Source organism: Sphaerisporangium sp. NPDC004334, from assembly GCF_053602655.1.
Window position 1 is genome coordinate 132,436 of record NZ_JBSGDZ010000017.1, and the last position, 24,838, is coordinate 157,273.

The 24,838-nt window shown below is 72.3% G+C and carries 18 protein-coding genes; 5 read left to right on the forward strand and 13 right to left on the reverse strand.

The window, feature by feature from the left end:
* Positions 1–392: 392 nt before the first annotated feature.
* The 8 genes from ACWEN6_RS23235 to ACWEN6_RS23270 all read right to left on the reverse strand — a co-directional run bounded on the left by ACWEN6_RS23235 (position 393) and on the right by ACWEN6_RS23270 (position 11,710).
* Positions 393–1,607, reverse strand: coding sequence for a serine/threonine-protein kinase (locus ACWEN6_RS23235; RefSeq protein ID WP_452572701.1), 1,215 nt, complete (start codon positions 1,605–1,607; stop codon positions 393–395).
* Positions 1,608–1,652: 45 nt separating this feature from the next.
* Entirely contained in the window at positions 1,653–3,707 is a 2,055-nt protein-coding gene (locus ACWEN6_RS23240; RefSeq protein WP_452572703.1) for a serine/threonine-protein kinase, read from the reverse strand.
* Positions 3,704–6,367 (reverse strand): protein kinase domain-containing protein, encoded by a 2,664-nt coding sequence (locus tag ACWEN6_RS23245; protein WP_452572705.1) that lies wholly within the window; start codon positions 6,365–6,367, stop codon positions 3,704–3,706. The genes ACWEN6_RS23240 and ACWEN6_RS23245 overlap by 4 nt, the downstream gene beginning before the upstream one ends.
* 479 nt (positions 6,368–6,846) lie before the next feature.
* Positions 6,847–7,383, reverse strand: coding sequence for a YbaK/EbsC family protein (locus ACWEN6_RS23250; RefSeq protein ID WP_452572707.1), 537 nt, complete (start codon positions 7,381–7,383; stop codon positions 6,847–6,849).
* A gap of 3 nt (positions 7,384–7,386) precedes the next feature.
* Positions 7,387–9,090 (reverse strand): flavin monoamine oxidase family protein, encoded by a 1,704-nt coding sequence (locus ACWEN6_RS23255; RefSeq protein ID WP_452572709.1) that lies wholly within the window; start codon positions 9,088–9,090, stop codon positions 7,387–7,389.
* Positions 9,091–9,154: 64 nt separating this feature from the next.
* The gene (locus ACWEN6_RS23260; protein WP_354847209.1) at positions 9,155–9,997 is read right to left on the reverse strand and encodes a M55 family metallopeptidase; all 843 of its coding nucleotides are present in this window, start codon (positions 9,995–9,997) and stop codon (positions 9,155–9,157) included.
* The gene (locus ACWEN6_RS23265; RefSeq protein ID WP_452572711.1) at positions 9,994–11,295 is read right to left on the reverse strand and encodes a DUF6395 domain-containing protein; all 1,302 of its coding nucleotides are present in this window, start codon (positions 11,293–11,295) and stop codon (positions 9,994–9,996) included. The genes ACWEN6_RS23260 and ACWEN6_RS23265 overlap by 4 nt, the downstream gene beginning before the upstream one ends.
* A gap of 52 nt (positions 11,296–11,347) precedes the next feature.
* The gene (locus ACWEN6_RS23270; protein WP_452572713.1) at positions 11,348–11,710 is read right to left on the reverse strand and encodes a hypothetical protein; all 363 of its coding nucleotides are present in this window, start codon (positions 11,708–11,710) and stop codon (positions 11,348–11,350) included.
* Between the two features lie 215 nt (positions 11,711–11,925).
* Here ACWEN6_RS23270 and ACWEN6_RS23275 point away from each other — a divergent pair, with 215 nt between their 5' ends.
* Positions 11,926–12,783 carry a hypothetical protein gene (locus ACWEN6_RS23275; protein ID WP_452572715.1) on the forward strand — a complete coding sequence of 286 codons (858 nt, stop codon included), beginning with the start codon at positions 11,926–11,928 and terminating at the stop codon, positions 12,781–12,783.
* 183 nt (positions 12,784–12,966) lie between these two features.
* Here ACWEN6_RS23275 and ACWEN6_RS23280 read toward each other — a convergent pair whose 3' ends face one another.
* The 5 genes from ACWEN6_RS23280 to glgP all read right to left on the reverse strand — a co-directional run bounded on the left by ACWEN6_RS23280 (position 12,967) and on the right by glgP (position 18,468).
* On the reverse strand, positions 12,967–13,323 hold the full coding sequence (locus ACWEN6_RS23280) for a winged helix-turn-helix transcriptional regulator (RefSeq protein ID WP_452572717.1): 357 nt from the start codon (positions 13,321–13,323) through the stop codon (positions 12,967–12,969).
* A 10-nt stretch (positions 13,324–13,333) separates the two neighbouring features.
* On the reverse strand, positions 13,334–13,912 hold the full coding sequence (locus tag ACWEN6_RS23285; RefSeq protein WP_354847193.1) for an NADPH-dependent FMN reductase: 579 nt from the start codon (positions 13,910–13,912) through the stop codon (positions 13,334–13,336).
* Between the two features lie 103 nt (positions 13,913–14,015).
* Complete coding sequence (locus ACWEN6_RS23290) at positions 14,016–15,299, reverse strand: RNA polymerase sigma factor (protein WP_452572828.1); 1,284 nt, start codon at positions 15,297–15,299, stop codon at positions 14,016–14,018.
* Between the two features lie 65 nt (positions 15,300–15,364).
* The gene (locus ACWEN6_RS23295) at positions 15,365–15,748 is read right to left on the reverse strand and encodes a YciI family protein (protein ID WP_452572719.1); all 384 of its coding nucleotides are present in this window, start codon (positions 15,746–15,748) and stop codon (positions 15,365–15,367) included.
* Between the two features lie 122 nt (positions 15,749–15,870).
* On the reverse strand, positions 15,871–18,468 hold the full coding sequence (gene glgP / locus ACWEN6_RS23300; protein ID WP_452572721.1) for an alpha-glucan family phosphorylase: 2,598 nt from the start codon (positions 18,466–18,468) through the stop codon (positions 15,871–15,873).
* 448 nt (positions 18,469–18,916) lie between these two features.
* Here glgP and ACWEN6_RS23305 point away from each other — a divergent pair, with 448 nt between their 5' ends.
* The 4 genes from ACWEN6_RS23305 (at position 18,917) to ACWEN6_RS23320 (ending at position 24,824) form a co-directional block, all read left to right on the forward strand.
* Complete coding sequence (locus ACWEN6_RS23305) at positions 18,917–20,944, forward strand: alpha-1,4-glucan--maltose-1-phosphate maltosyltransferase (protein ID WP_452572723.1); 2,028 nt, start codon at positions 18,917–18,919, stop codon at positions 20,942–20,944.
* 52 nt (positions 20,945–20,996) lie between these two features.
* A complete protein-coding gene (gene treS, locus ACWEN6_RS23310) occupies positions 20,997–22,709 on the forward strand; it encodes a maltose alpha-D-glucosyltransferase (protein WP_354847182.1) in 1,713 nt (570 codons plus the stop codon).
* Positions 22,706–24,133, forward strand: a complete 1,428-nt coding sequence (locus ACWEN6_RS23315) for a maltokinase N-terminal cap-like domain-containing protein (protein ID WP_452572725.1) — start codon at positions 22,706–22,708, stop codon at positions 24,131–24,133. The genes treS and ACWEN6_RS23315 overlap by 4 nt, the downstream gene beginning before the upstream one ends.
* 127 nt (positions 24,134–24,260) lie before the next feature.
* On the forward strand, positions 24,261–24,824 hold the full coding sequence (locus ACWEN6_RS23320; RefSeq protein ID WP_452572727.1) for a hypothetical protein: 564 nt from the start codon (positions 24,261–24,263) through the stop codon (positions 24,822–24,824).
* Positions 24,825–24,838: the final 14 nt, after the last annotated feature.

Consider the following 24,838-nt stretch of genomic DNA (forward strand, 5'->3'; position numbering starts at 1 on the left):
GCGCCGCCGCATCGCTGGGCCGGCGCCGATTGATCGGCACGTGCGCGCGGGGGTACGCACACGTCGTACGCGCCGCTCCGGTGGCGGGCACCGGAGCCGCGATCAGATTGTCATGCTCCCGGGAACGCCGTGACGTCGGGTGGGCCAGGACGATCTCCGCGTCGGAAGCGCATCCCTTTCCTCCCTCAATGTACCCGCAAGTAGTTACTGGTCAGTAGCTTATCCGCGTACCCGCAGCGTACGACACTTGGGGCCCCGCACGACGAGGCCTTCCCACCCTACCGAACTATATTCCAGTGCATTGTCCGACCCGCCCCGCGCGGCGCGTCCACCGACGCCGGGACGTCCGGGCCGATCACTGTCCGCGAGGCGGGCGCGCCCCCCCTGGGCGATCATCCGGCGAAGGCCACCGTCAGCAGCACGAACAGCACGGTGCCCAGGGCCAGCAGCAGCGTGAACGGGCTGAACAGCGCGATCAGCGCCGCGTACAACCCGGCGGTGCCGGCCCCGCTGACCAGGGCGAACACCACGCGCCCTCGCGCCCTGGACACCGCACCGGCGCCCGCGTCGACCAGCACGCCGACGCCGTAGGCCGAAAGGACCAGCAGCGACAGCTCGGGGACGTACTGGTGGACGGCCGCGGCGACCAGCCCGGACACGACCCCCGACCCGGCCACCCACCGCCGGCGCACCTTGTCGCGGTGGCGCGTCCGCGCGTCGTCCACCTGACCGGCCGTCTCGCGGCTGCGCGGCCGCCACTCCTGCGTCGGCGGCTCCGGGGCCGCCGCGCGGCGCGGCCGCTCCGCCGGTAACGGCGGCGGGGCCACGACGCCCAGCCTGGCGCACAGCTCAGCGGCCTCAGGACGTGCGGAGGGGTCGCGCCGCAGGCATTCCAGCAGCAGCGGCACCAGCCAGGCCGGCGCCTCGGCGAGGTCGGGGTCGTGGTGCACGACGCGGTAGGCCACCGCGGGCGGCGGCCCGGTCCCGTACGGCTGACGCCCCGAGGCGGCGTAGGCGACCGTGGCCCCCCAGGCGAAGACGTCGGCCGCGGGCCCGGCCTCCCCGCCTTCCAGGACCTCCGGCGCCAGGTACCCGGGGGTGCCGAGCACGGCCCCCGACGCCGTCACCGACGCCGAGTCCAGCGCGCAGGCGATGCCGAAGTCGATGACGTGCGGCTCGCCGTCGGCCAGGATGACGTTCGCCGGTTTCAGGTCGCGGTGCACGACCCCGGCGGCGTGGACGGCCGCCAGCGCCTCGGCCAGCCCCCGCGCCAGCCGCGTCAGCTCCTCACCGCGCAGGGGGCCGCCCGCGGCGAGCACGGCGCCGAGCGACCTGCCCTGCACGTACCGGGTGACCAGGTAGGGGCGCGAGCCGGTGAGATCGGCGTCCAGCACCTCCGCCAGGTGCGGCCCGCGCACCAGGCGCATGGTCTCCACCTCGCGGGCCAGCCGCGCCAGGGCCTGCTCGTCGGCCGCCACGTGCGGATGGAGCACCTTGACCGCCACCGTGCGGCCCTCGGGGTCCAGCGCCAGATGGACCTCGCCGAACCCGCCCGCGCCCAGGCGCGACAGCAGGTGGTACGGCCCCAGCCGACCAGCGGTGCTCATGCCACTCCTTCCGGCCGGCCCGGCCCGTCGTCGCCCGCGGCGCGGTCACCTGCCCCAGAAGGCCAGGAACCCCAGGCCGAGGTCGTTCATCAGGTCCTTGACCAGACCGCCGATGAGGCCGGTGGCGGTGCTCCTGGCCTGTTCGCTGAGCGCGTCGATGGCGTGCGAGGGCGCCTGCCACGGGATCCACGAGGGGACGGCGGACATCGCCGCCACCACAGTGAAGAACGCCAGCGTGCCCACGATGATCGTCGCGACCATGCCCGCGCCCGGGCTGCGGATGGCGGCGGTCAGCGTGCGGGCGACGGCCTTGCGGGGCTTGCCGCCGCCCGGCAGCAGGAACAGGCCGCCGACGAAGGCCGCCGCTCCGTAGGAGGCGGCGGTGTCGGTGCCCATGCCGCCCACGAAGTGCAGCCCGCCCCAGACGCACAGGGCGAACATCACCGTCAGCGGCGTGACCAGCACCGTGGTCAGAGTGGCGCGGATCAGCGCCCACGGCGTGCCGAGCACGGCGAGCAGCGGGTCGCTGGCCGAGCCGCCCCGGATGGAGCGGCGCTCGGCCAGGTCGCTCCAGAGGTGCTCGCCGACCCGCAGGCAGAGCACCACGACGACCATGAAGACGCACATCAGGACGGGCAGCAGGCGCGCGCCGGCCACGGCCACGGCCAGCAGAAGGGCCGCGAGCACGGGATGCCCGGCCCGGTAGGGCGGGCGCTCGGGGCGCCGCTCGTCGCCGCGCGGGCCGACCTCCGGACCGTACGGGCCGGGGCCCTGCGCGGGCGGGTACGCCCGCGGGGGCTGGGTGGGCGGGGGCGCGCTGCCCCGCGTGGGCGCCGGATAGGCCGGCGGGGGCGGCCCGGCCACCCGCTGGTCGGGGTAGGGCACCGGCGCGTACTGGCCGGGCGGGGCGTACGGCGCCGGAGGGTACCCCTGGGCGGGCGGGGGCGGCGCGTACGCGGCCGGGGCGGCGGGCGGCGGCGCCCCGGCGCGCCCGCGCCTGCGTTCGCGTTCGGGCTCGGCGTACCGGACCGGCGGCAGCAGGTCGGAGTAGCTGTCCTCGGAGGCCGGCTTGGTGCGCTTGGTCGGTGTCGTGCCGTCGGAGCGCTCGCCGGCGCCGAGAACGGCGGTGCCGTCGCCGTTCAGCACGTGCGTGGCGTCCGGCGCGCCGCCGGCCGGGCGAGCGTCGGCGTCCAGCACGCGGGTGCCGTCGGGCAGCCGGCCGTTGACCTGCGCGCCGTCCAGCCGGCGGGTGTGCCCCGGCGGCACCGCGGACTCCCGCAGGGCCGTGACGCTCGGGTCCAGAGACCTGGCCATCGCCAGCAGGCGCTGGGCGTCCGGCCGCTCGGCGGCGTTCACGGCGAAGGCCGCGCGCAGCCAGCCGCGCAGCCACGGCGGCGCCTGGTCGATGTTGGCTCGGCCCTCCATGATGTTGTAGCAGACCGACTCGAACGAACCCGTGCCGAACGGCGGCTTGCCGGTGGCCCCGAAGAAGACGGTGGCGGCAAGGGCGTGCACGTCGGCCGCCTGGGTGATCTCGTCGTCCCTGATGATCTCGGGCGCCAGGTAGCCGGGCGTGCCGACGAACATGCCGGTCTGGGTGAGCCGGGTGGCGTTGACCAGGTGGGCGATGCCGAAGTCGATGACCAGCGGGTCGCCGCCGACCAGCATGACGTTGGCCGGCTTGAAGTCGCGGTGGATGACGTCGCCGGCGTGGATGGCGATCAGCGCCTCCGACAGGCCCCGCGCCAGCCGCACGACCTCATGCGCCGGCAGGGGGCCGTCGGTCAGGACGGTCTCCTCCAGCGTCCGCCCGGGGGCGAACCGGGTGACGATGTACGGCGTCGCGCCGGTCAGCTCGGCGTCCAGGACCTCGGCCACGCGCGGGCTGCGCACCCGGCGCATGGTCTCGACCTCGCGCGTGAGCCGGTCGCGCGCCTTGAGGTCGGCCGCGACGTGCGGGTGCAGGACCTTGACGGCGACCTGCCTGCCCTCCTCGTCCAGGCCGAGGTGGACCACGCCCATCCCGCCCTCGCCGAGCCGGCGGAGCAGCCGGTACGGCCCCAATCTGTCGAGCGTCTCCGGCACGGTTTCCCCCGTCATCCTGTGTTTGTCCGAAGCTCTTGCAAGCGGCGCAGCCAGGTGTCCACGTCCACAGGACTCCAGACTGCATCGCCCATGGGCCTGACGAGCGTGGCGACCGCGTAAAGGGCCACGAGCACGGCCACGACCCCGAGTGCCAAGGTCAGCGCCGTGGCGGCGCCCTTGGCCGGGAACGCGGCGGCGAGCGTCCTGCCCAGCTGGCGGCCCGGCCCCTCCACACCCGGGCCCGCGCAGATGATCCAGAGCGAGACGGCCACCCCCCAGCTCAGGGCGGTGCCCGGGGGGATGCTGTCGACCAGGAAGGTGAGCACCAGCGTCACGGGCACGCCCAGGATGAAGGCGTAAGGCAGCAGGGCAAGCGTGACGCCGGCCGACTTCACCAGCGCCCCCGGCCGGCCGAGCACGCGCAGCATGTCACCGGCGGCGGCCGCGGCGGGCCGCCGGGACGCGAACGCCGGCTGGGCGATGTCGGCGGCCCTGAGCAGCACGGCGACCGGGACCACCAGCACCGTCACCACGACCGGCAGCACGACGGCCGCGCCGACCGCGATGATCAGCGCGAGCACGCCCGCCACGGTGTACACCGGGGAGCGGGGCGTGCCGTCGACGCCGATGCCCTGCCGGCCGAAGTCGGGTGTGGCCTCGGGCGGCAGGTGGACGGTCGGCACGTAGGGCGCGGGCGCCGACTGGGCCTGCGCCGGGTGGCGGATGTGCGGCGTCTGCTCGAAGAGCTCGGGAGACTGCTCGAACAACGCCTGGTGGTAGGGCCTCCCGCCGGTCGGGCCGTGGCCGCCGGAACCCGGGTGGCCGGGCGAGGCGTGCCCGCCCGGCGCGGCGAACCCGGAAGACCCCTGGCCACCGTGACCGCCATGCACGCCCTGGGCGCCCTGGGCACCGTGACCGCCATGAGTGCCCTGGGCGCCCTGGACGCCGGGCGCCGGGAAGCCCGGCGCTCCCCGGGAACCGGCGGCCGAGCCGTGGCGTGCCTGGGGGCCGTGCGAACCGGCGCCAGGGGGTGCCTGCGAGCCGGTGGACCCGGGCAACGGGACCGCTCCGGGAAGGGCCGAGACGCCGGGCGTGGCGCCCGGCTCGGCGCGGTAGGTCTTGGCCTTGGCGTCGAGGTCGCCGAGCTCGTCGGGACGCACCCGCCTGGTGGGCACCTCGCCCTGGTCGAGCGGCGCGGGACGACCGCCCTCCCACGGGCGGGACCCCGACGGCGGGGCGTACCGGGTGGGGATCTCGCCCTCGCCCCGGCCGCCGTCCGCCGGAGACGGCCCGCCGCCGGCGAGATCGGGCCCGGGCCCGCCGCCGGACGGGCCGGCGCCCGGCGCGGCGGCGCCGCGGTCGAAGGCGATGCCGGCCTGGCGCAGCTCTTCTCCGGTCACCCGCACCGTCGGCCATGGGTCGCCCACGGCGGGGGCCTGCGGCGCGTCGCCGAGCAGCGAGACGAACTCCTCGGCGGGGGCGCCGCCGGGGCGGGCCTGCCCCGCGCCGGGACGCGACCCGGCGGCGCCGGCGCGCGGGTCGGCGGCGGGGAACCCGGCGTACGGCGTGGCCACGCCGGGCGGCGCCTCGGGCGGGACCGTGCCAGGACGGACCCCGGAGGCCGCCGCGGCCGCAGACGCCTCGGGGGCGCCGGTGCGCGTGCCCGACGCCGCGCCGGGCACGACGCCCGGCACCGCACCAGGCAGCGCGCCGGGTGGGACCGCGCCGAGGCGCGGGTCGGCGGACGGGGAGCGCCCTGCCGCCGGCGGCTCGGCGGGGAGCGGTTCCGGGTGGGACAGCGAGGTGCCGGCAACTGGCATGCCGGACATATCGGGAACAGTGCGGATGTCGTCGGGCACCCGCGCGCGTCCTTGCGGCGCGCGCGGGGGCACCAGGCGCGAGAGCTGCGCGGCGAGCTCGGCGGCCCTCGGCCGCTTGGCCGGGTCGCGGTTGAAGGCGGCGCGCAGCAGAGGACGGATGACGGCCGGGGCCGCCTCGACGTTGGCCCGCCCGGCGGTGATGTTGTAGAAGACCATCTCCAGCGTGCCCTTGCCGAACGGCGGGGCGCCCGTGGCGGCGTACAGCATCGTTCCGGCCCACGCGTGGACGTCGACCTCCGGACCCGCCTCGTGGCCCTCGATGATCTCGGGCGCGAGGTAGCCCGGGGTGCCGATGAACATGCCCGTCTGGGTGAGCCGGGTGGCGTCGACGGCCTGGGCGATGCCGAAGTCGATGAGAACGGGCTCGCCGTCGAGCATGAGCACGTTGCCCGGCTTGAGGTCGCGGTGGATGACGCCGGCGGCGTGCACGGCCGTGAGCGCCTCGGCCACGCCCTGGGCCAGCCTCAGCAGCGCGCCTACCTCCAGCGGGCCGTCCTGCTTGACCGTGTCGTCCAGGGGCCTGCCCGGCACGTAACGCGTCACGATGTAGGGACGGCTGCCGGTCACGTCGGCGTCGAGCACCTCGGCGATGTGGCTGCTGCGCACCCGCCGCATGGTCTCGACCTCGCGCGCGAGCCTGCGGCGCGCGACGTCGTCCCCGGTGACCTCGGCGCGGAGCACCTTGACGGCGACCTGCCTGCCCTGGGAGTCGAGCGCGAGATGCACCACGCCCATGCCGCCTTCGCCGAGCCGCCGGAGCAGCCGGTAGGGGCCCAATCGGTCGTCCTGATTCATCTGATCTCCGGCGGTGCCCCGGCAGTGGTGACCGAAGGGAAGCGCCTTGCTCCAATTGTCACGGTTCGCTCACTTTGTGCAATGCCCATACCGAAAAAGTCCGGCCGGCGAATCATGGCATGCCGCACCGACGGATCCGCGCGGCGCTTACCCTCGCGCCATCGCGGCTGGCAACCCCCGTCGCCGGCCGGGCGGCCGGCGGTCTCGGGGAGGCGCCCGCCGGACTCTTCCTTGAGCCCGGCGCGGAGACCAGAGCGCTGCGCGCGCTCGCGGCCGTTGACGGCACGTAGCACCATACCGGCTTAAACCCCGCCCATGAGAGGAACCAAGAGGCCACATTCCCGGTAGTACAACGGCTGAACCGGACCCAAGGGTTTCCAAAATCGGGAAACTCATGTGACCCGTGTGCGCCGGAGCGATCACTGTGCGCGTCATGGCGGGGTGCGCGCGCGCCGCACGAGGACCCCAGCGCCCGCAGATCACTGGGCGAGCGCGACCACCTCGGCGGTCTTGAGACCGGCCAGCGCCTCGCCCGAGAGCGCCAGCTTGGAGCCCCTGATGCCGCTGCCGATGACCAGCAGCGGCCGCCGCGCGACCTCGGCGTCCACCAGGACGGGCCAGTCGTCGGGCAGGCCGAGCGGCGTGATGCCGCCGTACTCCATGCCCGACAGCGCCACGGCCTCCTGCTGCGGGGCGAAGGACGTCTTGCGGGCGTCCAGATGGCGGCGCACGACGCCGTTCACGTCGGCGCGCATCGTCGCCAGCACCATGACCGCCGCGTACCGCGTCTCACCTCCGCGCTTGGCCGCGACGATCACGCAGTTCGCCGACTCCTCCGGCGCCACGCCGTACCGCTCGCAGAACGCGGCGGTGTCGGCCAGCGCCGGGTCGATGGGCGCCACCGACACCTCGGAGGCCCCCTCGGAGGTCATGGCCCCGATTGCGCGCGCGACCGGATCGGCGAGCAGATCGGGCCGGTCGCCGGCGGGCACCCATTCGAGCGTGCCCAGTTTCATGGGTCATGCCTCCTTCAGGACGCGGTGATGGAGTTCGGTCACCACCTTACGGGCGGACTCGAAGGCTCCCGCCTGCCAGGCGATCAGATGGGTGAGCCAGTCCCCGGCGAAGTACACCCGCCCGGCGGGACGCAGCAGCGCCCGCTGCCCCGAAGGCGAGGACCAGCGCACCCACGCGCCCTCGATGTGCGGCTGCCGCCCCCAGGAGACCGACACACTGGACAGCAGGTCCTGACCGTACCTGCGGCCGTGGATCTTGCGGCCCTGTGTGAGGGCCCGGCGCAGGCGCTCCCCATGGGGCAGCGCACTGTAGACGTCGGCGTCGGCGCCGGTGTTGTAGTAGCCCACCACCAGCCCGCGCCGCTCGTGGAACCCGTGGGAGGGGTACCAGATATGGCCGACGTCCAGGTCGGTCTCGGTGGCGCCGCCGTACACGCGGTCCTCGATCTCCCACCAGCGCCGGCCGTACTCCAGGCCGAGCTTGCCCGCCGCCATCGGCACCGCGCCGGTCAGGGCCGTCTTGACCTCCGCGCCGAGGTTGCCGGGGATGCGGGCCAGCACGTGCGGCGGCAGCGCCGCGACGCAGTACTGCGCCCGCAGCGGCGCGCCGCCCTCCACCGCGACCTCGACGCCGTCGGGGTCGTTGGTGATCTGGGTGACCCGGACGCCGGTCCTGATGCGCGCCGCCCCTACCCGCCCGGCCAGCGCGCGGACGATCGCGTCCATGCCGCCCACCGGCTGGAACATCGGCATGGCCTGCTCGTACCCGGCGTCCATCGTCAGGACCCGGCCGAGCCCCTGGCTCAGCACCTCGGCCAGCGGGGGGACGGCGCCCAGCTCGGCGCCCGGCCCCACCCCGGGATTGACCCGGAAGCCGCGGCGCTCGCCCCCGGTGTAGGCGTGCGAGGGGCCGATGTCCCCGAAATGGGAGAGGAAGTCCAGCAGCCGCTCCTTGTCGGCGCGGGTGAGCCGGGCGTCCAGCGCGCCGGCGTCGGTCGCCTTGGCCAGCAGCTCGGAGATGTACCCGTAGGCGTCGGCGCGGGCCGTGCGGGCGCGGACGGGCGCCTTCATGCCGTCGGTCAGGACGTAGGCGGCGGAGTTGGTGTTGACGAACACCTCCAGCGGGACGCCCAGCTCGCGGCAGTAGTCGAGCGTGACCATCCACTGCGCGATGCGCGCGGGACCGGCGTTGAAGTACGTGCCCTCCCCGAACTTCACCCGCTGGAGTTCCCCGGCCTGCCCCGCTCCCCCCTGGAGCGGCAGCTCGGCGACGGTGTCGCCGCCGCGCAGGGTCAGGCTGCGCCCGCCCACCCGGTCGCGGGCCTCCAGCACCGTGCACTCGTACCCGGCCTTACCCAGCTCGTACGCGCAGGCCAGGCCGGCGACGCCCGCGCCCAGCACCAGCACCGACGCCGGGCGGCCGCCGCGCAACGCGAAGTCCGAGCGCTGCGGCGGGACGTACGGCGACGGCGCGGCGGACCCGCCGGCCAAGGGCACGGGGGCCGTCTCCTTGGACGGGGCCAGGCCGAGCACGCCCATGGCGGCGTACATGGCTCCGGCTCCGCCCGCGGCGCCGATGCCGACCAGCAGCGACCGCCGCGTCAGCCCGTCCCCGCCCCGCGACTCCGGTGACCCGCCGCCCCGCGGCCCAGGTGGCAGGCCGCCCCGCGACCCCGACGGCACGCCGCCTCGCGGTCCAGGTGGCACGCCGTCACCGTGTCCCGGCGGCCCGTCCTCCTGTGGCCGCGGTGACCCGTCTTCGCCCACCGGCTCAGCCGTACACGCCGCTGCCGCAGGCCACCTGGCCCGCGATCATGGCGAAGATGCCGAGCAGGGCCATGATGTCCCGGAAGTCCTCCGTGGTGAACTCGGTGTGCCGGGGGCCGGCCGCGCGCACGCCGGGAATGAGCGAGCAGCCGGCGGCGATGGCCGTGGAGTTCCACTCGACGCCGAGGGTGTACGGCGAGTCCACCACGTGCGGGCGGAAGTCGCTCAGCCGGTTCAGGGCCCGCGCGGTGGCCTCCCGGATCAGCGCCTGGGCGACGCTGGGCGGCAGCAGCTCGGCGGCGAACCTGTCCACGCCCTTCTTGACCGCGACCGTCTCGACGTCGCCGAGCAGCTCGCGCGCCTCGGCGCAGACCGCCTCGTCCCCGGTGACCAGCGCCACCGGCACGCCGAGGAATCCGGCGAACCCGGCCACCAGCCGCGTCTCGCCGCACACCTCGCCGTTGAGGTAGACGTTCTGGATCTCCTTGCCCATCCAGGTGTGGTTGAGCACGCCGTGCTGGACGCCGGCGCGGGCGTGGTAGCCGGCGAAGCAGGCGGCCTGGAAGTCGGCGGTCAGCCCCTGGGCCATGCGCATCGGCTTGCCCGGGCCGCGGAGCAGCGTGGCCCGCGGGTCCAGCAGGTCCACCCGGAGGTTCTTGGTCGAGCCGTGGGCGTCGTTCACGGTCACCGCCGTCGCGCCCGCCTCGTGGGCGCCGGCGATCACCGCGTTGGCGTCCGCGGTCATCAGCTCGCAGCCGCGTTCGTAGCCGCGGCCTCCGGCGTGCATCTCCTCGGGGTCGGTGAGCCCGGTCACGCCTTCCATGTCGACCGACACGTAGACCTTCATCGCCCTCCCCAGCTCTCTACCCGCTTGACGTCGTCCGCGTCCATGAAACCGAAGTCACGCTCCATGACGGCCGCGATCGCTCCGCGCCAGCGCGCGGGGATCTCCTCGACGGCCGGAGGGTAGCACCGCTCCAGCCAGGCGGTGGACTCGGGTGTGGCCCTGAGATATCCGGCCGCGCGGGCGAAGGGCGTGTCGTCGATGTTCGGGATGTGCGCGCACCCGTACTCGATCATCTCCTGGCCGCCGTACGGCGGGGGCTGCTGCCACTTGCGCGCCACCGGCCGGTCGGCGGTGATCGCCGTGCTCATCGGACGGCGCTCGATCGCGGCCTGGATCAGCTCCTTGTACAGGCACTTCCCGCACCGCCCGCACGGGCCCGCGCCGTCGCCCCGCAGGCACCAGCGCACCTGGTCGCGCAGCTCGGAGCCCAGCGCGACGCGCATCGTCATCGCCTCGCTGATGCCGCCGACCGGCAGGACCAGCGGCAGGCCCGCGGCGGAGAACAGCCGGCCCCACGGGCCGTGGCCGGACCACATCGGGTTGTCGGGGGTGTACCGGTGCACGTACCGGCCGCCGCCCAGCCACCGGGAGCCGATCTCGTAGCCCAGGGCGACGCCGCCGAGGTCCATGGCGTCGGCCAGCAGGACGGCGCCCGCCATCACGGCATGGTGCTCGGGGTAGCCCGGGCGGGGCGAGCGCAGCAGGAACTCCAGGTCGGACTCGACGATCGTCACGTCCCTGCCGGTGTCGTTCGCGAGCGCGGCCAGCACGTCCGACCGGTAGTGCGTCCAGCGGTTCGGGACGCGGGGATGGCCGACCCTGCGGAAGTGGACCAGCGGCGCGTCCGGCAGGATCGCGGCCACGGCCGCCGAGTCGGCGCCCCCGCTGTAGGAGATCGCCAGCCGGTCACCGGCCGCACGCGGCGGCCCCCCGCCCACCGGCCCGGCCTCGACGCCCCAGCCGCTCTCGAACGCCGCCGCCAGCTCGGCCGAGATCGGCCGGTCGAACACCACCCTGCGCCGCGTCCACGGCGCCACCACCGTCCACGCGGCCAGCGCCAGCAGATCGGGATGCACCTCCCCCGGCGGCGTTCCCGCGCCGGACGAACCCGCTCCCGACGACCCGGCCCCGGACGGGCCCGCGTCGCCCGCACGGGCTGGAAGGCGCACATGGCAGGTGTCGGTCGCCAGCTCCACCGGGTGCCCGTCGGTGACCGTCCCAGCGAGGTCCTCGCCGGCGTCCAGCCGCATGCGCAGCCGCCACAGTCCCCCGTCCAGGGCCGTCCACGCGACCCTCACGACGCCACCTCACCGCTCCCCAGGCCCGCGTCCGGGACCGTACAGGCACTCCTCACGATGCCGCCTCGCCGCCCCTCAGGCCGTCCACGGCCTGCCAGAGCCGGACCTCCTCCTGCAGCAGGTGGTCGACGGCCGAGGCGGTCTCGGTGGCCAGCCGATGGGCGTCCTCGACCTTCGCGGTCAGGGCCGCGCCCGGCGTCCCCGCCGTCGTGGCTGCGCGCTTGACCTCGCGGCGAAGCTGCTCGACCTCGCGCCGCAGCCCTTCCATCTCCCTCTTGAGCGCCTGGACCTCCCACAGGGCGTCCCGGACGTCCTGCCGGTGGTCGGCCCGCGTCACATAACGGGCATCCAACCGGCCGACGACGGCGCGCCGGAGCCGCAGCGGCGCCAGGACACGCATCACGAACCCAGCCATGACCGGTCACCTTAACGGCAAAGCCTGATCTACCCGAATCCCATAGATGACCGTTACATCACGTTTCCTGACAGCCCACGCTGACTCAGCGCCAAAGGCATCCGACACGAACCGGCAGCCACCACACGGCCGAATCAAACGACGCGCTCACCGTTCGCATTTGACTGATAGCATTCCGTGACATCCCCTCCGTTGTACACGACATTCTCAATCAGATGGTTCGAAACCGACCGCAATTCGCGCTGGAGATCCTGCGCGAACAACTCGGCGTCAACGTGCCGAGCAGCGCGCCGGCATATCTGGCCGCCGGCGACTTCAACGACCGCCCTTCACGCGACTGCCAGGCCGACACGGTGATCGTCGTGGGGCCGCCGCACGACCCCATACACGGCGTCATCGTGGAGATCCAGCAGGACGTCGAAGATTCCAAGCGCCGCGGCCTGTCCCGCTACGCGGCGGCCCTGTGGCTCCAGCTCGACTGCCCGGTCACCGTCCTGGTGATCTGCAACGACGCGAAGGTGGCCCGCTGGATGGCCCAGCCGATCACCACCAGCCTAGGCGGCTACGTGCTCACGCCCAAGGTGTTCGGCCCCGACCTGACCCCCGTCATCACCGATCCCGTGCGGGCTCTGGAACATCCGGAGCTGGCGGCGTTCTCAGTGATGGTGCACGGCGAGCAGCCGCTTGTCGCTTCCACCTTCGTCACCGCGCTGAAGGACATCGGCGCCGAACACGCTCCGCAGTACTATGAATACGCATACCGACTGGCCTCGAAGGCCGTGCGGCGCATCCTGGAGGAGATCATGACGGACACCACCTGGCCGGTCTTCAGCCCCTTCGCCCGAGAGCACTACGGCAAGGGCCTCGAAGCAGGAAAGCAGGAAGGACGTGTGGAGGGGCGCGTCGTAGAGAAGGTCAGCGCGGTGCTGACCATTCTCGAGGCTCGCGGCGTCCAGGTCTCGGACGACGCCCGCAAGCGCATCACCGCCTGCGCCGATCTCACCGTGCTCGACACCTGGATGCTGCGCAGCATCACCGCGACCTCCACGGATGAGCTGTTCGTCGACGACTGAGCGTCACACCGAGTCCTACGGCCTTCTCCCTCATCCTGAATATCCCGGTCTCATCCTGAACATCCCGGTCGGGCCGTCGTGGCCGTCGTGTTCTCGCGCCGGCCGCGCGAGCGCCGCAGACGGGGGGCCGGTCAGGCCTGAGGCGGTGGTGCGTCGGTGTCACCGCCCCGTCTGGCTGGGGGGTCATGCCTCGGGGGCCGGTTCGCCGGAGGGCGGCAGCGGGATCCATTTGTGGGACCAGGCGATCATGGCTTCGAGCACCGGGGCCAGGTCGCGGCCCTTCTCGGTGAGGTGGTACTCGACCTGCACCGGAGTGGTGGGCAGGACCACGCGCTCGACCAGGCCCTCGGCCTCCAGGGTGCGCAGCCGGGCGGCCAGCATGGTGTCGCTGATGCCGGGCACCGCCTCTCTGATCTGGGCGTACCGGCTGTGGCCGGTGAAGATGACCCGGAGGATGGCGCCGGTCCAGCGGGCGCCGATCAGTTCGACGGCGATGTGGAACCGTGCGCAGACCTGGTGGATCTCGGTCGTGACCGTCATGGATCGCTCCTCATGCGGGCAGGCTCTCGCGGAGCGGCCGCAGGGCGTCGCTCACGCGCCTCAACTCGTCGAACATGGCCTTCGCCGAGGAGACCATGAGGTCGTTCGGGGAGAGGCTACCGTCCTCGCCCACGAACTGCTGGACGAAGGGGATCGCGACCGCTTCGACCACGGGCGTCATCTTGAGGGTCGTGACGACCTGCTTGATCATCTGAGCGGCGCGGAGCCCGCCGGAGACCCCTCCGTAGCTGACGATGCCGACCGGCTTGTAGGCCCACTCGTGGAACAGGTAGTCGATGGCGTTCTTCAGCGGGGCGCTGTAGCCGTAGTTGTACTCCGGCATGACGAAGACGAAGGCGTCGGCCCCGTCCACCTTGGCGCTCCAGTCCAACGTGTGCTGGTTGAGGTAGTTGCGCAGCCTCGGGTGGTGCGGCTCGTCCATGAAGGGCAGGCCCAGCTCGGCGAGGTCGACCACCTCCACCTCGTCGAACGCGCCCTGCGCCCTGGCCTCCTGCTCGATCCACCGCGCCACGGGAATCCCCGCGCGGTTGGGCCGGGTGCTCGCCACCAGGATCTGCAACTTCGCCATGACCATCTCCTCACCAACGGGCTCGGACCTCTCGGACCTTGCCCGTCGCCGCATTCAGCTAAGCATTTCTTAGCCGCTACGGATAACTGAGCACCTCACCTCCTTATTCCGGATCCGTTGAAGAGCCATCGATCCCCGGCGAGCCGTGCAACGAGCCGTGCTCGGTCGCGGCGGCGGCGCGTTCCATGAGCAGGGTGCGCTCACGGGTCGTCGGCGCCAGGCCTGCCGCCCGTTCGAGCTCCTCGGCCGCCTCGGCCGACCGGCCGAGGCGCAGCAGCACGTCGCCGCGCACGGCGCCGAGCAGGTGGTAACGCGCCATCCGCGCATCCTGCCGGACGGCGTCGAGCGCCTTCAGCGCCACCTCGGGCCCGTCCGCGTGCAGCAGCGCGACCGCGCGGTTGAGCTCCACCACGGGCGAGGGGGCGAGCTGGGCGAGAGCGTCGTACAGCGCGACGACGGCCTCCCAGTCGGTCTCCTCGAACCGCCGGGCACGGGCGTGGCAGGCGGCGATGGCCGCCTGCAGGGTGTAGGGCCCGAGCGGGCCGCCGGCCGTCTTGGCGCGGGTGAGTGAGGCCAGCCCGTGCGCCACCAGCGTCCGGTCCCAGCGGGAGCGGTCCTGGTGCTGGAGCAGTACCGGCTCGCCGCGCGGACCGGTGCGGGCCCGGAAGCGGGAGGCTTGCAGTTCCATCAACGCCACCAGTCCGTGCACCTCCGGCTCGCGCGGCAATAGGCCGGCCAGGATGCGGCCGAGGCGCATGGCCTCCTCCGCGAGGTCCCTGCGGACCCACTCCTCACCCGACGTGCCCGAGTAGCCCTCGTTGAAGATGAGGTAGACGACCTCCAGGACGGCCGACAGCCGGGCCGGCAGTTCGTCGTCGCCGGGCACCTCGAACGGCACCCGCGCCTCGGTCAGCGTGCGCTTCGCACGGGTGATCCGCTGCCCCATGGTCGCGGCCGGGGCCAGGAACGCGCGGGCGACCTCCTCGGTGCTGAGCCCGCCGACCAGGCGCAGCGCCAGCGCCGCGCGCGACTCGCGGGACAGGACCGGGTGGCAGGCGACGAAGACCAGCGACAACAGTTCGGCGTCCGTGGCCCCGCCGGGCGGCGGGGCCGGACCCAGGAGGTCGGACGCGACCTGGGCGTACTTCTGGTCCCGCACCCGCTCGCGCCGGATGAGGTCGATCGCCCGGCGTCTGGCCGTGGTGGTCAGCCAGGCGCCCGGGTTGTCCGGGACGCCCAGTCGCGGCCACTGTTCCAGGGCGCACGCGAACGCCTCCTGGGCGATGTCCTCGGCCAGCCCGACGTCCTGGACCACCCTGGCGAGGTAGGCCACCAGGCGAGCGGACTCCATGCGCCACACCGCCTCGACCGTGCGCCGGGCGTCCATCACGACCCCTCCCCGAGCGAGCGCCGCGCGTGCACCGCGTCCCTCCCCGGACTCGGTCGGCGCCCTCAGCCCCGCGTCTCCGCGGACGGGAAGTCCTCCTCGTCGTAATACGGACGCACCTCGAGGACCTCCCGCGTGCCGCTGCCGGGGTCGCTGGGGCACTGCCGGGCCCACTCGACGGCCTCCTCCAGGGAGCTGACCTGCCAGACCCAGTAGCCGACGATGATCTCCTTGGATTCGGTGAACGGGCCGTCCACGACCGAGGTCGTGCCGCCCTCGAAGACGACCTGCGCCGCGTCGGAACTCGGCCGCAGGCCCCCGCCGTCGAGCATGATGCCCGCCTTCACCAGCTTCTCGTTGTAGGCGCCCATCTCCGCCATCATCTCCGGCGTCGGAGTGATCTTGCCCTCGTCCGCCCCGCTCACCTTGATCATGACCATGACCCTCATGATGTCTCCTCTTTCGGCGACCGCCGCCCGGCCGTCGTGCCGGGCGGGCTTCTCACATGGACGTCGAACGGGCGACCGGCCTTTTCTACACAGGCGGAGAATTCGGCGCGAACAAATGGGCGTCAGCGGAGGGTGCCGCTGGTCATGCCGGCGGGTTCCTCCGGAACGGCGATGAGGCCGAGCTCCGCCGGAGAGGACATCAGCGGGTGCGAGGGGACGACCCGGACGGTGTAGCCGAACGCGCCGGTGCGGTCGAGGGGGACCACGCCGGTGTAGGCGGCCTTGCCGTCGTCGCCTGCCGGTCCGGCGGTGAGGGGGATGTACGACGGCGCGAGGAGCTGGTCGTGCACGCCGACCTTGCCGTAGGCCGCCTCGACGCTGACGTCGTCCGGGGACAGATCGCCCAGGGCGATGGTGGCGCGCACCTCCATCGACGCGCCCAGCTCGGGGGTGTCCCCGATGCCCGACGCCTCGATGTGCTCGACGCGCACGCCCGGCCAGGCGCGGGTGACGCGCAGCTTCCAGGCCGCGAACTCGCGGGCCTTGGCGTGCTCGCCCTTGGACAGCTCGCGGGCCGACCCGGCCGCCGGGGTGTAGAGGTCGACGACGTAGTCGCGCAGCATGCGCCCGGCCAGGACCTTCGGGCCCAGGGAGCTGAGGGTGTGCTTGACCATGTCGAGCCAGCGGCGCGGGTGGGAGTCGCCGGCCCGGTCGTAGAAGCGGTCGGCCACCTCGCGCTCGATGAGGTCGTACAGCGCGCCGGCCTCCAGCTCGTCGCGGCGGTCGTGGTCCTCGACGCCGTCGGCGGTCGGGATCGCCCAGCCGTTGAGGCCGTCGAACCACTCGTCCCACCAGCCGTCCCTGATGGACAGGTTCAGGCCGCCGTTGAGCGCGGCCTTCATCCCGCTGGTGCCGCAGGCCTCCAGGGGGCGCAGCGGGTTGTTCATCCACACGTCGCAGCCCTGGACCATGAGCTGCCCGAGCGCCATGTCGTAGTCGGGCAGGAAGACGATGCGGTGGCGCACGTCCTCGCGGTCGGCGAACTTGACGATCTGCTGGATGAGCCTCTTGCCGCCCTCGTCGGCGGGGTGCGCCTTGCCGGCGATGACGATCTGGACGGGCTTTTCCGGGTCCAGCAGCAGCTGCTTGAGCCGGTCGGCGTCCTTGAGCATGAGGGTGAGCCGCTTGTAGGACGGCACCCGGCGGGCGAAGCCGAAGGTCAGCACGTCCGGGTCCAGGGCCTCGTCGATCCACCCGAGCTCCGCGGTGGAGGCGCCGCGGGCGCGCCAGGAGGCGCGGAGCCGCTCGCGGGCGGCCTCGACGAGCCGGCGGCGGAGCCGGCCCCGGATGGCCCAGATGTCCTCGTCGGAGAGCTTCTGGACGCCCTCCCATCCCTGGGCGATCTCGACCAGCGAGGGCAGTTCCTTGCCGGCCAGCTCCATCACCTCGCGCGCGACCCACGTGGGGGCGTGCACGCCGTTGGTGATCGAGCCGATGGGGACGTCGTCGAGGTCGAAGCCCGGCCACAGGCCCTGGAACATGCCGCGGCTGACGTCGCCGTGCAGCTCGGAGACGCCGTTGACCCGCTGCGCGAGCCGCATGCCCATGACGGCCATGTTGAAGACCTGCTCGCCGCCCTCGGGGCCGTCGGGCTCGGCGCCGAGCGCGAGGATGCGCTCGACCGGCACGGTCGGCCAGGCGTTGTCGCCGCCGAACTGCTTGCCGATCATGTCGGCGGGGAAGCGGTCGATGCCGGCGGGCACCGGCGTGTGCGTGGTGAACACGGTGCCGGCGCGGACGGCCTCCAGCGCCTCGTCGAACGACAGCCGGTGCTCGGTGAGCTCGCGGATGCGCTCGAGGCCGAGGAACCCGGCGTGGCCCTCGTTGGTGTGGAAGACCTCCGGCGCGGGGTGGCCGGTGACGCGGCAGTACGCGCGCAGCGCCCGCACGCCGCCGATGCCGAGCAGCAGCTCCTGCATGAGCCGGTGGTCGGTGCCGCCGCCGTACAGCCGGTCGGTGACGTCGCGGGCGGCGTTGTCGTTCTCGGCCACGTCGGAGTCGAGCAGCAGCAGCGGGACGCGCCCGACCTGGGCGACCCAGATCTGCGCGTGCAGCGCGCGGCCCTCGGGCAGCGGGATGACGACGCGGGCGGGCGTGCCGTCCTCCTCCTTCAGCAGGCTGAGGGGCAGGCCGCCGGGGTCCAGGCTCGGGTAGTGCTCCTGCTGCCAGCCCTCGGCGGACAGGGACTGGGTGAAGTAGCCGTGCCGGTAGAGGAGCCCGACGCCCAGGATGGGCACGCCCAGGTCGCTCGCGGCCTTCAGGTGGTCGCCGGCCAGGATGCCGAGACCTCCTGAGTACTGCGGGAGCGCGGCGGCGATGCCGTACTCGGGCGAGAAGTAGCCGATGGCCGCCGGGGCGTCCGGCAGAGTCTGGTACCACCGGGGCGCGGTCATGTACTCGCGCAGGTCGTCGGCGGCGTCGGCCAGCTTGCGGAGGAACCTGCGATCACGGGCCAGCTCGGCCAGCCGGTCAGCCTCCACCGCTCCGAGCAGCGCGACCGGGTCGTGCCCGACGCGTCGCCAGGTGTCGGGGTCCACCTCGGCGAACAGGTCCATGGTCTCGGGATGCCATGACCAGCGCAAATTGTGGACGAGCTCGCCGAGTGCGGCGAGCTCCGCGGGAAGAACGGTACGGACGGTGAATCTGCGGATTGCTCTCACTGGCCAGACCCTAGTTACTCAGCGCCACGACGCGCGACCGGAACACTCTTGTGCGCCTACCAGATCTCATGCGTTTCTGCTCTCACCGCTACCCAAGCGGCTCAAACCTCACTAAAGCGGACTCGTCACAGTGATCTCAACTTGATCATGTCTTGATCATGTACGACCGATGACCGAAGGCGGAGACCAGGCCCAACAGCCGGAGACACAAGCCCCCCAAGTATCCCCTGACTTCCCTCAAGCAGGCTTGAAGCGCGACTATGGGGGCAGTCCCATGTAAGAGCCACACCACCGCCTGCCAGCCCCGGGACGACGGTCGTCGTCTCGGGGTGTGATCCATCATGCCCGCCCATAGCCGGCGTCCGCCGGCGACGACCCGAAAAGCAAGATCCTCCTGCCCTCACAATTCCCGGCGGCGCCCGGCGCGTCGCCGCTACCTTGAGACGCGATGATCGGACGAATCCCAATCCAGGACATCCAACCTGTCGTCGACTGCGGGCAGTGGCCCGCGAAGGCGGCGGCCGGCGAGACCTTCGAGATCAGCGCCACCGTGTTCCGCGAGGGGCACGACGCCGTGGCCGCCGGGGTCGTGCTGACCGACCCGCAGGGCACGCGCGGGCGTCTGCTCGCCATGCGCGAGGTCGCCCCGGGCACCGACCGCTGGGCCGTCGAGGTGACGCCGCCGACCGAGGGCGAGTGGCAGTACCGCGTCGAGGCATGGAGCGACCCGATCGCCACCTGGCTGCACGACGCCGGCATCAAGATCCCCCGCGGCATCGACACCGATCTCATGTGCGAGGAGGGGGCGCGCCTGTTCGAGCGCGCCGCCAAGGCCGTGCGCCAGGCGGGCTGCGACAGGTGCGCCCACCGGGCCACCCTGCAGCACGTGGCCGACCAACTGCGCGACGAGGACCTCGACCCGCGGGCGAGGCTGGCGGTGGCGCAACTCCCCGAGACGGCGGCCGTGCTGGCCCAGCACCCGCTGCGCGACCTGGTCACCCGGGGGCCGAGGCACCGGCTGCGGGTCGACCGCAGGCGGGCGCTGTACGGCTCGTGGTACGAGCTGTTCCCCCGCTCCGAGGGCGCGGTCCTCGACGAGGGCGCCGTCCCCAAGTCGGGCAACTTCCGCACCGCGGCCGAGCGGCTGCCGTCGGTCGCGGGCATGGGCTTCGACGTGGTCTACCTGCCGCCGGTCCACCCGATCGGCGAGACGTTCCGCAAAGGGCGCAACAACACCCTGCACCCCGACCCGCACGACGTCGGCTCCCCTTGGGCCATCGGGTCGGAGGACGGCGGCCACGACGCGCTCCACCCCGACCTCGGCACGCTGGAGGACTTCGACGCGTTCGTGGCGCGGGCCCGCGAGCTCGGCCTGGAGGTGGCGCTCGACCTGGCCCTGCAGTGCTCCCCCGACCACCCGTGGGTCAAGGAACACCCCGAGTGGTTCACCGTCAGGGCGGACGGGTCGATCGCCTACGCCGAGAACCCGCCGAAGAAGTACCAGGACATCTATCCGCTGAACTTCGACAAGGACCCCGAGGGCATCTACGCCGAGGTGCTGCGGGTGGTGCGCCACTGGACCGCGCACGGCGTGCGCATCTTCCGCGTGGACAACCCGCACACCAAGCCGGTGGGGTTCTGGGAGCGGCTGCTGGCCGACGTCCACGCCACCGACCCGGACGTGCTGTTCCTGGCCGAGGCGTTCACCCGTCCCGCCATGCTCCAGACGCTCGCCAAGATCGGCTTCCACCAGTCGTACACCTACTACACGTGGAAGAACTCCAAGGCCGACTTCGAGAGCTACCTGACGGAGCTCTCACACGAGACGTCGCACTTCCTGCGCCCGAACCTGTTCGTCAACACTCCGGATATCCTGCACGAGTACCTGCAGAACGGGGGGGTCCCGGCGTTCAAGATCAGGGCCGTCCTGGCGGCGCTGGCGTCGCCCACGTGGGGGGTCTACGCGGGCTACGAGCTCGCGGAGAACGTCCCGGTACGACCGGGCAGCGAGGAGTATCTCAACAGCGAGAAATTCGAGCTGAGGCCGCGCGACTGGGCCGCCGCGGAACGCGAGGGCCGGAGCCTGGCTCCCTTCATCACAACCCTCAATTTGTTCAGAAGAGCACACCCGGCGGTTCAGGAACTGCGTAACCTACGGTTCCACAACGTCGACCACCCGGACATGGTCTGCTTTTCCAAGCGGCTACCCGGAGCTTATGACGCGTCCACACGAAGGCACGGCATAGGCGATGTGGTCGTGGTGGTGGTCAACCTCGACCCACACAACACCCACGAGGCGACGGTCTGGCTGGACATGCCTGCCATCGGCCTCGATTGGGGCGCCGAATTCGTCGTGGACGATGAGCTCTCGGGCGACTCGTACCACTGGCGGCATGCCAATTACGTGCGCCTCGATCCGCACATCAACCCAGCCCACGTCCTCACACTGCGAGCGACGCCGGCCAGTCAGCCGTAGGCACTGGCGAAGGCGGCGGAAAGCGCGCATAAGCACAGCGGGGAGTCCACAGGTGAGCTTGACGCCTCAGCCCGTTCCGAATACCTTCACACACGAAAAGCCGCGCGATCCGCACTGGTACAAGCGCGCCGTCTTCTACGAGGTCCTCATCCGGGGATTCGCGGACAGCAACGGCGACGGCACCGGTGACATCCGCGGGCTCATCAGCAAGCTGGATTATCTCCAGTGGCTCGGCGTCGACTGCCTGTGGCTCCTGCCACTCTACGAATCCCCCCTCAAAGACGGCGGATACGACATTTCCGACTTTATGAAGATCCTCCCGGACTTCGGTGACCTGGGAGACTTCATCAAGCTCGTGGACGAGGCGCACAAACGCGGCATGCGGGTCATCGCCGACCTCGTCATGAACCACACCAGCGACCAGCACCCCTGGTTCCAGGCGTCCCGGCACGACCCCACCGGCCCGTTCGGCGACTTCTACGTCTGGTCGGACAACAACGAGGAGTACAGCGACGCCCGCATCATCTTCATCGACACCGAGACCTCCAACTGGACCTACGACCCGGTGCGCGGGCAGTACTACTGGCACCGGTTCTTCCACCACCAGCCGGACCTCAACTACGAGAACCCGGCGGTTCAGGACGCCATGGTCGAGGTCCTGAACTTCTGGCTGGACCTCGGCATCGACGGCTTCCGCCTGGACGCCGTGCCCTACCTGTTCGAGCAGGAGGGCACCAACTGCGAGAACCTCCCGCAGACCCACGCCTACCTGAAGCGCATCAGGAAGGAGGTGGACGCGCTCTACCCCGACCGCGTGCTGCTCGCCGAGGCCAACCAGTGGCCCGCCGACGTCGTGGAGTACTTCGGCGACCCGGTGACCGGCGGCGACGAGTGCCACATGGCCTTCCACTTCCCGCTGATGCCGCGCATCTTCATGGCCGTCCGCCGCGAGACCCGCTACCCCATCTCCGAGATCATGGCGCAGACCCCGAAGATCCCCGACCACTGCCAGTGGGGCATCTTCCTGCGCAACCACGACGAGCTCACCCTGGAGATGGTGACCGACGAAGAGCGCGACTACATGTACACCGAGTACGCCAAGGACCCGCGGATGCGCGCCAACGTCGGCATCCGCCGCCGCCTGGCGCCGCTGCTGGAGAACGACCGCAACCAGATCGAGCTGTTCACCGCCCTGCTCATGAGCCTGCCCGGCAGCCCCGTGCTGTACTACGGCGACGAGATCGGCATGGGCGACAACATCTGGCTCGGCGACCGCGACGGCGTCCGCACCCCCATGCAGTGGACCCCCGACCGCAACGCGGGCTTCTCCGACTGCGACCCCGGCCGGCTCTACCTGCCGGTGATCATGGACCCGATCTACGGGTACCAGGCGCTCAACGTCGAGGCGCAGCAGAAGAACCCCGGCTCGCTGCTGCACTTCACCAAGAAGATGATCGAGATCCGCAAGCGCCACCACGTCTTCGGTCTCGGCGAGTTCACCGAGCTCAACTCCTCCAACCCCAGCGTCCTCGCCTTCGTCCGCGAGCTGGGCGACGACCGGGTGCTGTGCGTCAACAACCTGTCCCGCTTCCCCCAGCCCGTCGAGCTGGATCTGCGCCGGTTCGAGGGCGTCACCCCCGTGGAGTGCACCGGAGGGGTGCCATTTCCCCCAATTGGCGAACTTCCGTATCTTTTGACGCTCCCCGGGCATGGGTTCTACTGGTTCACCCTTCCGCCCACGAGCGCAGCAACCGAGGAGACGTGAGACATACTCTCGAAGAGCTGCTTGCCGGCTGGATCACCCATCAGCGGTGGTTCGCCGGCAAGGGCCGCGCGATCACCGAACTGGCCGTCGAGGCCGCCACTACGTTGCCCCTTCGTGGTCCTGCAGAATCCTTCCACAGTGATGTGGCGGGGTCCTGCGGGACCACGGACCGCCGCAGACCGCCGACCGACGACCGGGTCACCGTGCGCCACCTCGTCATCACCGTCCGCCAGGACACGCGCACCGACCGCTACCAGCTCCTGATCGGCTTCCGCCCCGAGCTGCCCCAGCGGCTCAAGCACGTCGCCATCGGCGAGACGCCCGACGGCCACGCCTACGACGCCGTGCACGACGCCGAGGTCACCGGCCTGCTGCTGTCCGGCATCGCCTCCGGCGCCGACATCGGCGGCCTGCGGTTCCGCCACATGCCCGGCACCGAGATCGACACCGCCCTCCGCAGCCTGGTGCTCGGCGCCGAGCAGTCCAACACCTCCCTGGTGTTCGGCGACGCCTACATCTGCAAGCTGTTCCGCAAGATCATCCCTGGGGTGAACCCGGAGCTGGAAGTGGTCTCCGCCCTCGCCGAGCGCGGATCGCCGAACATCGCCAAGCCTTACGGGTGGATCGAGACCGACGTCGGCGGGGAGAACACCACGCTGGCCTTCACCCAGGAGTTCCTGCCCACCGCCAGCGACGGGTGGGCCCTGGCCCTCACCAGCGTGCGCGACCTCTACGGGTCGCTGCCCGGCACCACCGCGGCCGAGGCCGGAGGCGACTTCGCCGCCGAGTCCAACCGGCTCGGCATGGCCACCGCCCACCTGCACAAAGAGCTGGCCGCCGCCTTCACCACCAGCACGGTGGAGGCGCCCGAGGTCAAACGCATGGTCGAGGGGTTCAGGCGGCGCCTGGAGGCCGCCATCTCCGAGGTGCCGGGCCTGGCCGAGCACGCCGGCGTCGCCCACGAGGCGTTCGACCGGCTGGCCGACACCGGACGGCCCATCACCGTGCAGCGGGTGCACGGCGACTACCACCTGGGCCAGGTCATGCGCACGCCCGGCGAGTGGGTCGTGCTGGACTTCGAGGGCGAGCCCGGGCAGCCGCTCCAGGAGCGCCGGGCCCTGGACTCCCCGCTCAGGGACGTCGCCGGCATGCTCCGCTCGTTCGACTACGCCGCGCGCCACCTGCTGGCCGACCACCCCGAGGCCAAGGAGCTGGAGCCGCTGGCCGCGGAGTGGGCACAGCGCAACCGCGCGGCGTTCATCGCCGGATACTCGGCGGGCGGCGGGCGCATCCACGGCGACGACGCGGTGCTGCTGCGCGCGCTGGAGTTGAGCAAGGCCGCCTACGAGGTGGTCTACGAGGCGCGCAACCGGCCGTCCTGGCTGCCGATCCCCCTGGCCGCCTTCAGCCACGACCTGAGCTGAGTCAGCCACGACCTGGGCCGACTCGGCCGCGACCTGGGTTGACGGCGCTCTCGCAAGGCGGCGCGCGCACCCCGACGTTGGATACTATGGGCGACCGGACATTGACGGACGGTGAGAGAGTGGGCTGATGAGGCGACGGCGGCTCGCGATCCCCGTCGTGTTCGGCGTCCTGGTGTCCGGCATGTGCCTGTTCGCGCTGACCGTCCGGCCGGGCGAGGAGCGCGGGGGGACGCGGCGCACGCCCCCGGCGGCCGGCGGGCCGACCGAGGCGGGGCGGCCCGAGCGCGCCACCACCGGAGCCGATGACGAGGTGAGCGCGCGCAGCCGCGCGGCCGCCCGCGCCCGGCGCGGCGGCGCGGCGGCCGCCCCCGGCCTCCCCTTCACCGGCGACCCGCGCGACGGCGGCCATCCGGCGGCCCCCACCCCCTCCGAGCAGGCCCGGGCGACGCGGTTCCTGCTCGCCGACCCCCCGCTGGCCGCCGTCGTCGGCAGGGCCTACGCCGAGGCGGCGCACCGTCCGCTCTCGTCGGCCGCCGACCTGCGGGTGCGGTCGCTGGTCTTCCGCCGGTTCGGGTGCGAGACCCGCCGTTGCCTGCAACTGTTCGTGTGGTTCCCGAACGGCGAGGAGCTCGACATCGGTCGCGTCGTCGTGGACATGGCCTCCGGAGGCGTCCGCGTGCTGAAGTGGTGAGCGCGCGAGGGGTC